The 9,892-nt window shown below is 57.3% G+C and carries 9 protein-coding genes; 3 read left to right on the top strand and 6 right to left on the bottom strand.

Annotation, left to right across the window (positions count from 1 at the left end):
• The 6 genes from fahA to mutM all read right to left on the bottom strand — a co-directional run.
• Positions 1-1,315 (bottom strand): fumarylacetoacetase (gene fahA / locus ABWO67_RS17095; RefSeq protein WP_353153801.1); only part of this gene is annotated, 1,315 nt, incomplete at its 3' end.
• A gap of 19 nt (positions 1,316-1,334) precedes the next feature.
• Positions 1,335-2,636, bottom strand: coding sequence for a homogentisate 1,2-dioxygenase (gene hmgA, locus ABWO67_RS17090; RefSeq protein WP_353153799.1), 1,302 nt, complete (start codon positions 2,634-2,636; stop codon positions 1,335-1,337).
• Positions 2,637-2,662: 26 nt separating this feature from the next.
• Entirely contained in the window at positions 2,663-2,869 is a 207-nt protein-coding gene (locus ABWO67_RS17085; RefSeq protein WP_353153797.1) for a DUF2783 domain-containing protein, read from the bottom strand.
• The gene (locus ABWO67_RS17080) at positions 2,866-4,548 is read right to left on the bottom strand and encodes an FAD-dependent oxidoreductase (protein ID WP_353153795.1); all 1,683 of its coding nucleotides are present in this window, start codon (positions 4,546-4,548) and stop codon (positions 2,866-2,868) included. Before ABWO67_RS17080 ends, ABWO67_RS17085 begins: the two co-directional genes overlap by 4 nt.
• A 57-nt stretch (positions 4,549-4,605) precedes the next feature.
• Positions 4,606-5,559: an MBL fold metallo-hydrolase gene (locus ABWO67_RS17075; protein WP_353153793.1), complete on the bottom strand. Its 954-nt coding sequence runs from the start codon at positions 5,557-5,559 to the stop codon at positions 4,606-4,608.
• 82 nt (positions 5,560-5,641) lie between these two features.
• Positions 5,642-6,469: a bifunctional DNA-formamidopyrimidine glycosylase/DNA-(apurinic or apyrimidinic site) lyase gene (gene mutM / locus ABWO67_RS17070; RefSeq protein WP_353153790.1), complete on the bottom strand. Its 828-nt coding sequence runs from the start codon at positions 6,467-6,469 to the stop codon at positions 5,642-5,644.
• Between the two features lie 86 nt (positions 6,470-6,555).
• Between mutM and ABWO67_RS17065 the strand changes: the two genes are divergently transcribed.
• Genes ABWO67_RS17065 through ispE form a run of 3 tightly spaced genes read left to right on the top strand, consistent with a single transcriptional unit; the run spans position 6,556 to position 9,854 of the window.
• On the top strand, positions 6,556-8,334 hold the full coding sequence (locus ABWO67_RS17065; protein WP_353153787.1) for a tetratricopeptide repeat protein: 1,779 nt from the start codon (positions 6,556-6,558) through the stop codon (positions 8,332-8,334).
• Complete coding sequence (gene lolB / locus ABWO67_RS17060) at positions 8,331-8,915, top strand: lipoprotein insertase outer membrane protein LolB (protein ID WP_353153784.1); 585 nt, start codon at positions 8,331-8,333, stop codon at positions 8,913-8,915. Before ABWO67_RS17065 ends, lolB begins: the two co-directional genes overlap by 4 nt.
• A 12-nt stretch (positions 8,916-8,927) precedes the next feature.
• Positions 8,928-9,854 carry a 4-(cytidine 5'-diphospho)-2-C-methyl-D-erythritol kinase gene (gene ispE, locus ABWO67_RS17055; RefSeq protein WP_353153781.1) on the top strand — a complete coding sequence of 309 codons (927 nt, stop codon included), beginning with the start codon at positions 8,928-8,930 and terminating at the stop codon, positions 9,852-9,854.
• Positions 9,855-9,892 lie beyond the last annotated feature (38 nt).

Here is a 9,892-nt window from a genome sequence, read left to right as displayed (position 1 = left end):
CCCTGGCGGGCAGAACAGTGCCGGCGCACTCCCCCAGGCTGATGGTGGGGTAGCCCGGCTTGCTGCATTTTGCGCGCAAAATGACTTCGTCGTGATCCTGCAAAAACACCCGCTCTTCGCCCCAAGGAAGGGTGATTGGCTTTTTGCCGCCGTGGTTCAGTTCCAGTAAAGAACCTTCCTGGCCTATGGCTGGGCCGGAAAGGGTGCCGGTGCCCATCAGGTCGCCAGGCTGCAGGTTGCAGCCATTGACTGTGTGGTGGGTCAGCAGTTGTGCCACGCTCCAGTAGGCTTCCTTGAAATTACTGCTCGACAACAGGGCGGGGTCGGCCTGCTGCTTGCGCGATTCTGGCGTGCTAAGCAAAACCTCCAGGCTGATATCGAAGGCGCCTGTTGCCTGGTTGGCGTCTGACGTCAGGTAGGGCAAAGGCTGCGGGTCGTCGGCATTGCGCACAAACGCCGTGCGAAACGGAGCCAAGGCTTCCAGCGTGACGATCCAGGGCGAGATGGTGCTGGCGAAGTTCTTGGCAAGGAAGGGGCCCAATGGCTGGTATTCCCAGGCCTGCAGGTCGCGCGCCGACCAGTCGTTCAGAATGCATAGGCCAAATACGTGGGCCTCGGCGTCGGTGATGGCGATGCGCTCGCCCTGAACGTTGCCGGAGCCAACGAAAATGCCTAGTTCCAATTCATAGTCCAGGCGTTCGCAGGGACCAAAATTTGGGTTTCCGCCTTCGGTGCTGGGGCGTGTCTGGCCGACAGGTCGTGGGAACGACTGACCCGATACGCCAATGCTGGACGCGCGCCCGTGGTAACCGATAGGCACCCATTTGTAATTGGGCAGCAAGGGGTTGTCAGGCCGGAACTGTTTGCCAACCGCGGTGGCGTGATGCAATGAAATATAAAAATCTGTGTAGTCGCCGATACGAGCGGGAACGGCGAACTCAAGTGTGTCTTGATTTGCCAGCAAGGGTTCAAGCAGGCTTTGCAGTGGGGATCCGGTACGCAAGGCGCGCGACAGCTCCAGGCGCAAGGCCGACCAGTGCGCCTGGCCCAGGCCCATCAGACCATTCAATTGCTGGGCCTGGCAACTCGCCAGGGCTTCGCCAGCCAGACCCGTCCAGGGCTGCGCGTGAGCAAGTGCCGCCAGATCCAGAGCCTGGTTTCCAATCGCGACGCCAGGACGAAAATCTTCCGAACTGCCTGCAGTCCGGAAGACACCGAATGGCAAGTTCTGTATGGGAAAACCATTGTCCGGCACATTGGCCGAGGACACCCAGCTTTGCAGACTGGGATCATGTGTTTCGTTCAAGTAATTCATTGCGTTATCCAGTTGATGCTCATGGCTTGCCGGGGTTGAAGTGCTTCGTGAAGCCCGACCAGGCCATATCATAATCGTCTTGCAGCGTGCTGGACGACAGCGCAGCCAGTGTAGGGCGGATGACCCGGCGTGTTTCAAACATGAAGGCCATCGTATCGCGTATGTAATGGGGTTGGCTGATGTCGGCATTGGAGGCTTTTTCAAAAGTCTCGGCATCGGGGCCATGTGGCGTCATGCAGTTGTGCAGGCTGGCGCCGCCAGGCGAGAACCCTTCGGCTTTGGCATCGTAGATGCCGTGGATCAGCCCCATGAACTCGCCGGCAATATTGCGATGGAACCAGGGCGGGCGGAAGGTGTCTTCCATGGCCAGGATGCGGGGCGGGAAAATGGCGAAATCGATGTTTGCGGCGCCGGGCGTATCGGACGGAGAAGTCAGTACCGTAAAGATGCAGGGGTCGGGGTGATCGTAGCTGATCGAGCCTATGGTATTGAAGCGACGCAAATCATATTTATAGGGGGCGTTATTGCCATGCCATGCAACAACGTCCAACGGCGAATGCGATAGCGATGTATGCCAGAAGGCGCCCGTAAATTTGGCGATCAGCTCGAATTCACCTTCACGGTCTTCGTACCATGCAACCGGGATCTGGAAGTCGCGCAGGTTGGCCAGGCCATTGGAGCCGATGGGGCCGAGTTCGGGCGGGCGCAGCACTGCACCGTAGTTCTCCAGCATATAGCCGCGCGCCGTTGGATCGATAAGTTGCACCCGGAAGCGCACGCCGCGCGGAATGACGGCAATTTCGCAAGGCTCGATGTCGATCAAGCCCAGCTCTGTCGCCAGGCGCAAGCGGCCTTCTTGCGGCACGATCAGCATTTCGGCATCGGCGTTGTAGAAAAACCGGTTTGTCATCGAGCGGTTGGCGACATACAGATTAATACTGACGCCATTGAGGTCTTCGCTGTTGCCGTTACCGGCCCAGGTGGTTACGCCTTCGATGAAATCGGTGGGTGCTTCTGGAATAGCGGGCGGGCTCCAGCGCAGGCGGTTCGGCGTGACGGGTCCCGATCCGAACTGATGCTGCCACGACGGGGCGCCGTTAAATGGTTCGAAGGCTTTTTGCAGGGCCGCGGGCCGTATACGGTACAACCATGAACGGCGGCTTTCTGCGCGAGGTACGGTGAATGCTGTGCCGGATAGTTGTTCGGCATACAAGCCATATGGGCAGACCTGCGGAGAGTTCCGGCCTATGGGCAGCGCGCCTGGCAAGGCCTCGGTCGAGCAGCTGTTACCCAGACCAGTTTGATATTGTAGTGTGCTCATTGTTCGAGACTCCGGAAAAAATGAGTTCAGTTTGTGTCTTCAACGCTGGCGCGTGCTTTGTCCAGCGCTTCGGCAATGACGTCCAGGTCGCCTATATGATTCGACAATAACAGCACTAGCGCTGCATTCATCGCGTGGCTTTGTGCCGTGGTCAAGTCGCGGTGGGCATCAATAAGCCGTTCGTAGAAATCGTCGGGTGCGGCAAAATTGGGTTGTGTGTATAGCCGTGTCATGACGCCACCTGCGTAGTCGAACCTGTGGCCCGCAGCATGGCAGACAACAGGTGCTGCTTGTTGATGTTGCGCCAGCGGGCGGCAATATGCTGGTCGGGCCGGATAAGGTAACAGGCACCATGTTGCGCATCGTAGCGCGCAGCCAGGATGGCATCGTTATCCACGACTGACGCAAGTCCATTTGGCGGCTTATTGGCAAGGTTGGCGCCCAGGACTACGACGACTTTGATCCCCAGCGGGTGCGCCTGCAAGCTGGCAAGCTCCTGCATAGTGGCCGGTTCCGGCAAGGCGGTCGGGCAAAACACGGCGATAGTAAAGTGGCCGCCCAACTGGCTCAACCACCAGCCGTTTTGACCAGCAATGGTAATAGGGCCGTCCGGCGCAACGGCGCCCAAGGGAAGGGCGTCGGAAAATGCATCCGTATCGGGCGTATTGAGGCTGGACGTTGTATAGGACGTAGGCATGGAAAGCCGGCCGCTGTTGACCAACTTGCGTGCAAATTCATAGTGGTTGGCTAACCGTAGTGTGGTGTTGCGGAATAGCAGGCTGATTTCGCTTTTTGGGGTAATGAAGTCCGTCGAGCGGGATGAGTGCAAGATGTTTTCGTCTGCAGCTTGCTCGCGTTCGCTGGAGTAGGTGTCAAGCAGCGAAGACGGCGCCATGTTTCGGATAACCAGGTCCAGTTTCCAGGCGAGGTTATCGATATCTTGCACGCCGCTGTTGGCGCCGCGTGCGCCAAAGGGCGATACGCGATGCGCGGCATCGCCGGCAAACAAGATGCGGCCGTGACGGAATTTTTCCATGCGCTCGCACGCAAAGGTATAGACGCTGACCCACTCCAGTTCAAACTCGGCATCCGCTCCCAGCAAAGCCTTGATGCGCGGGATGACTTTTTCGGGTTTGGTTTCCTCGGCCGGATCGGCGTCCCAGCCTAGCTGGAAGTCAATGCGCCAGACATTGTCGGGTTGGCTGTGAAGCAGTACCGATTGGTTGGGGTGAAAGGGCGGATCGAACCAGAACCAGCGCTCGTGCGGGTAATTGGCTTGTGTCTTGATATCGGCGATAAGAAAGCGGTCGTGGAAAACGCGGCCGCGGGTTTCCTGGCCTATCATTTTTCGTACCGGCGAGCGCGCACCGTCGCAGGCGATCAACCAATCGGCATCCATGGTGTAAGCGCCATCGGGTGTGTCAACGCTTACCGTTACGTGGTCGCCGTGCGTAACTACTGCAACCGCCTTGTGTTTCCAGCGCAGTTCGATATTGGGCTGGCTGGCAGCGTATTCGTATAAATAGCCTTCGCAATAATATTGCTGCAGATTGATGAAGGCAGGACGATGGTGCCCGTGTTCGGGCAGCAGATCGAAGCTCCAGACTTCTTTGTCTTTAAAGTAGACCCGGCCCACATTCCACGAAATGCCTTTTTGAACCATGCGTTCGGCAACCCCCAGGCGATCCCAGACGTCCAGTGTGCGCTTGGCAAAGCAGATTGCCCGTGAACCCGAGGACAAACGGTAGTCGTCGTCGATCACAACGACTTTCTGTCCATGGCTGGCTAAGTCCAGCGCAAGACTGAGTCCCACCGGGCCTGCGCCGACCACGACGACGGCGTGCCGTTCAGTGTCGCGGGCCGGGTGCGCCTTGTAATCGAATTCGAGGGTTTGGTAATTGATGTCTCCCACCCCGATGCTCCTTGTTCGCTTTTCTTGTATTGCGGGCTGCGCAACCCGGCATGCCCATCAGCTTTCCAATTGCTTCCACATTTCAATATCGCGTTCGGCCGTCCAGATACGCGGGTCGTCGTAGCCAGTGGCTTCGTCGTAGGCACGCGATACGTCAAACGGCATGCAGTGATCGAAAATCACCCAGTCCGCATAGCGCGGTTTCATGAAGTCGTAGGTTTCGCGATAGATGGCCTTCAGGTCTTTGCCCGCAGCGACGCCATTGTTGACGCACGAGTACAAGTCCGTCAGGAAGGCGCGCGTGCCGGCCAGGCCTTTGCGCACTTCATCGGCGGATTTCAGTGCCGGGCCGCGTCCTGGGACCATTTTTTCAGCGTTGAATTCAGCAAGCGTGTCCAGGGTATGCGGCCATTCGCGAAAGTAGCAATCGCCCGCATAAGGCGTAGATTGATATTCGACCAGGTCACCGGCAAACAAAATGCGTTGTTCGGGCAACCAGGCAATGGTGTCGCCTTTGGTATGGCCGCGCCCGACCTGCATGATCTGGACTTCAAGATTTCCCAGGTTGACCGTCATTTCCCCTTCGAACGTAATGGTTGGCCATGTCAGGCCAGGGGGAACGGATTCGACATTGCGAAACAGGCGCGGGAAGCGAGCGATTTCGCTGGCTTTGTCTTGCTCGCCGCGTTCGACGATCAGGTCGTAGGTGTCGCGGCTGGCAATGATTTCCTGGGCGTTATAGGCAGATGCGCCCAGTACGCGGACCGCATGATAGTGGGACAGCAGAATGTATTTGATTGGCTTGTCGGTGACTTCCTTGACCCGACGGATGACGTCTTGCGCCATAACAGGCGTGGCCTGGGTGTCAATCACCATGGCGGCATCGTCGCCGATGATGATGCCCGAGTTGGGATCCCCTTCAGCCGTGTAGGCGTAGGCGTTGTCGGAAAGTTTTTCGAAGGACACAACCTTGTCTTCAAGGTCGGCATGCGAGGCGAACTGTTTGCTCATGAGTGGGGAGTCTCCATATAGTTGTTGAAAATATATCCCATTATTCGTTTATGTTCAATGCGTTTGTTATAGACGAATTTGGTTATTGCCGCTGGCACTTGGGACAATAATAGGTGGCACGTTGTCCTTGCACGATACGCCGTATAGGGGTGGCGCAGACCGCGCAGGGTTTGCCAGCTTTCTCATAGACGGCTGCATAAATATCAAAGTAGGCGCCTGGCTCGCCGGTGGCGTTGACATAGTCCCGCAGCGTGCTGCCGCCAGACTCCAGTGCGTCGCCCAGAGTTTGCTGTATGGCCGCGGTCAGGCGGCGGCATCTGTCCAGGGAAATGGTGCCGGCGGCCGTGCGCGGGTTGATACGTGCTCGAAAAAGCGACTCTGATGCATAAATGTTGCCGACGCCCACGACAATATGGCCTGCCAGCAATGCCTGTTTGATTGCCAGGGTCTTGCCCTGCAGGTGTTGATGCAGATATTGGGGCGTGAATAGCGGGTCGAAGGGCTCGATGCCCAGTTTGGCCAGCATTGGGTGCCCCGCAATAGGCCCGTCTGCCGCGTCGTGCCACAGTATGGCTCCGAAGCGGCGCGGATCATGCAGCAGGAAACGCGCATCCTCGAATATCCATTCGGCATGATCATGTTTGCGTCGTGGTTCATCCGGGGTCGCGCGCCGTAGCGAACCTGACATGCCCAGATGTATGATTTGCGTTCCATGGGCGAAGTTGATCAGCAGATATTTGCCGCGTCGTTCGCAGCTCAAGACAGTATGTCCGCTGATTTTCTGGCTCAGGTCGTCAGGCACCGGCCAGCGCATTCTGGATTCATAAACCACGAACTGCAGTAGTTCATGGCCCGGCATAACCGTCGCAATTCCGCGACGCGTGGTTTCAACTTCTGGTAGTTCGGGCATAAGGGGGTGATAACATCCTTAAATCTAAGTTAGCAATTTTGCCATCTGACGCTGTAGTTCAGGCGCAGCGGCGGTGGTTCTTTTTAATGAAACGTTCAATTCCTCTGCTGTTGGCATTTCTGGCGCCTGTGCTTGCATCGTGGACTGTTCCGGCTTATTCGGCGCAGGAAGCTCAAACACGCACGCAGGTCGAGCAAATACGCCTGCATTCTGGCCAACTGCCAGCGGTCAAGCTTACTGCCGATATCCTGTATCGCATACTGGCTTCCGAAATTGCTGCCCAAAGGGGCCGCTACGACATGGCCAGCCAGACGCTGCTTGACCTGGCGCGGGAAACCTCTGATCCCCGCCTGGCCAAGCGCTCGTTCCAGTTTTCCATGGCCGATCGCAATCTGAACCGCTCGCTGCAGGCAGCGCGCGAATGGTCCTTGCTGGCGCCCAACGATCCCGAGGCGGTGGCTTCTTCGCTTGCGCTGGCGGCGTCGAACGGCCAAACATCGGGCCTGGCCAAAGCGCTGCGAACCCGCATAGAACAGTCCGATAACCCAGAGCAGGCAGTTATCCAGGCTTCAGCCATCGTTAGCAAAATGGCGGACAAGACAGTGGCGCTTGATGTGCTTGAAAAAGCCTTGCCCCCGTCCGTGCGCAACTTGCCTGTCGCGCATCTGGCGCTTGCCGATGCTGCGTGGGCGGCATCCGATTCGGCGCGAGCGCTTAAAGAGGCCCGCCAGGCTTTGGTTCTTGACCCCTTGTCCGAAGTGGCTGCCCAGCGCGTGCTCGAATATGGGCTCAATGTGGACCCGGTGGCCGCCATCAAGGAAACGCGCGCCTACATTGCCGAACACCCCGACAGTCGCAAACTGCAGTTGATGCTCGTGAATCGCCTGGTGGATCGCCACGACTTCGATGCCGCTTTGGCGCAGGTCGAATCCATGAAGCAAAGGGCCCCCGAAGATTTTGACCTGCTATATACCGAAGCCGAGGTCAATATGCGGGCAGAGCGTTATGGTCCCGCGAAGGCCTTGCTGGAAGAATATATCAATGTCCAGACGCAGCGGCGCCAGTCTATCAATGACAAGGCCAGCAATGCCATGGCCGATGCGTCCGATGCACGCTTGCTGTTGGTGCAAATTGCCGAGAAGCAGAACAAGCTGGACGAGGCGATTGCACAGCTGGATCTGATCGACGAGGCTTCCTTGCGGTTCCAGGCTCAGATACATAAGGCAGTGCTGCAGGCTAAACAGGGCAACCTGGCGCTGGCTCGCCGCAGCATCGACTCCCTGAAGCCCCAAGACCACCGCGAGCGCTCGGTCATCGCCCTGACGCTGGCTTCCATTTATCGCGACGCGGGCCGAAGCGATATGGCTGTCGAGGTATTGGTCAAGGCAGACACCGCGCTACCCGATACGGCCGAGATCAAATACGACTTGGCCATGCTGTACGAACGGCAAGGCAATATCGACGAGTTCGAGAAGCTGATGAAGCGGGTCATCGAGCTGGCGCCGAACAACGCCAATGCCTATAACTCGCTGGGCTATACCTATGCCGACCAAAATCGGCTGTTGGACGAGGCGCAGAATTTGTTGGAACGCGCGCTCGAGATCGAGCCGGACAATCCTTATATTCTCGATAGCGTGGGCTGGTATTTGTATCGCACCGGTGATTACGAAGCGGCCATCGAGTATCTGCGCCGTTCGTATGATCAGTTGCCGACAGCGGACGTGGCCGCCCATTTGGGCGAGGTGCTGTGGGTGTCGAAGCGTCAAGACGAGGCCATGACAATCTGGAAACAGGGCATGGCTAAAGATCCCGAGAACGAAACGCTGCTCAAAACCTTGCGGCGCCTGGGAGTTACGCTGAAATGATCGTGTCGTACCTGCAGCGCGGTAAAGCATGGTGGCTAACCGGCTTGCTGTGCCTTCTATTGTCTGCCTGTGCCACCTCGCCGCAGATCGGTGCCGGGGCCGGTGGATCAGCATTCGAACGGGCGGGGCGCTTTGCCCTGAGCGTGACTAATTTCAATGGCAAACAAGAGGCAGTGCAGGGGGGCTTCGTCTGGCACGACAGCGACCCCACGCTTATGCTGGACCTGCTCAATCCGCTGGGCAACACCTTGGCGCGTGTTCAGGTAGGGCCTCGCCAGGCAACGCTTACCCGCAGCAATGGTGAAACAATGCAGGCCGAACACCCTGATGCTTTGGTTGAACAGGTATTGGGCAGTCCCATACCGGTGGCCGGCTTGCGCGACTGGCTGCGGGGCCGAACCGGTAGCGCTGATGTTTCAGCGTTGGAAAAAAACAGCAAGGGCCAGCCGGTGTCGTTCAGTCAGAACGGCTGGCGCGTGCAGTTATCCCGTTACGATGCGCAAGGCCCGACCTTGTTGCAGCTGAATCGCAACGACGCCAATCGAACCATTAGCGTTCGGCTGGTCGTCAACGGCGCTTAGCCGGAACGCTGCATGGCGTTATACGATGTCCCCGCTCCGGCCAAGATCAATCTTTTCCTGCATGTGACAGGGCGTCGGCCCGACGGCTATCACTTGCTGCAAACGGCCTTCCGCTTCATCGATCTTTGCGACACCTTGCATTTCGACAAACGTACCGATGGACTCATCGTGCGCGAGGGCGAAGCTGTTGCCGGACTGGCCCCGGAAGACGATTTAGTAATACGCGCGGCCCGGGCGCTGCAGCAAGCTTCGGGCACGAAACTGGGCGCGCAGATACGCTACCAAAAAAAAATTCCATCCGGCGGCGGACTGGGCGGTGGGTCCAGCGACGCCGCCAGTACGCTGATCGCGCTCAACCGTTTATGGGCAACCAATTTCACGCGCAACGAATTGATGCGGCTGGGCTTGGCCCTGGGTGCCGATGTGCCTGTGTTTATCTATGGCCAGCCTGCGTTTGCCGTGGGAATAGGCGAACTGTTATCTCCGTTAAGCCTGCCTGAGCGCGCCTATGTTGTAGTGCAACCGACGCAAAATGTACCCACCGCAGGGGTATTTTCATCCCCCGATTTGACAAGAGATTCATCTTCGGTCAAAATGTCGGTCTTTACTGATTGGCAAACAATCAATGCACCTAAGAACGGTTTTTTTACTAACGGTTTTTTTGGGCGCAACGATTTGGAACCAGTAGTTTTTGCAAGTTATCCACGTGTGAGCGAAGCTGCAGTATGGCTTGGCCAGCAGGGTTTAACAGCAAGAATGACCGGATCAGGTGCCTGCTTTTTTGTTGAATTTGTAACGCTTGAGCAAGCAGTGGTGTGCCAGCAGGAAATTATCGGTAAAATGCTGAATCGTGAAAACGATAATGCAGCGGTTGTTCAAAATGCATGGGCTTGTCCCGGGTTGCTTGATCATCCGCTACGGCACTGGATAAGCAGTTGAATTGGGGAATCGCCAAGCTGGTTAAGGCACTGGATTTT

This window comes from Pollutimonas bauzanensis (assembly GCF_040393045.1).
In the GTDB taxonomy this organism is placed as follows: Bacteria; Pseudomonadota; Gammaproteobacteria; order Burkholderiales; family Burkholderiaceae_B; genus Pollutimonas; species Pollutimonas bauzanensis_A.
This window is presented reverse-complemented; position numbering and strand designations above follow the sequence as displayed.

Coding starts and splice junctions, on each gene's coding strand:
- hmgA (WP_353153799.1), bottom strand. CDS start 2,636: ATGAGCACACTACAATATCAAACTGGTCTGGGTAACAGCTGCTCGACC.
- ABWO67_RS17065 (WP_353153787.1), top strand. CDS start 6,556: ATGAAACGTTCAATTCCTCTGCTGTTGGCATTTCTGGCGCCTGTGCTT.
- ispE (WP_353153781.1), top strand. CDS start 8,928: ATGGCGTTATACGATGTCCCCGCTCCGGCCAAGATCAATCTTTTCCTG.
- mutM (WP_353153790.1), bottom strand. CDS start 6,469: ATGCCCGAACTACCAGAAGTTGAAACCACGCGTCGCGGAATTGCGACG.
- ABWO67_RS17075 (WP_353153793.1), bottom strand. CDS start 5,559: ATGAGCAAACAGTTCGCCTCGCATGCCGACCTTGAAGACAAGGTTGTG.
- ABWO67_RS17085 (WP_353153797.1), bottom strand. CDS start 2,869: ATGACACGGCTATACACACAACCCAATTTTGCCGCACCCGACGATTTC.
- lolB (WP_353153784.1), top strand. CDS start 8,331: ATGATCGTGTCGTACCTGCAGCGCGGTAAAGCATGGTGGCTAACCGGC.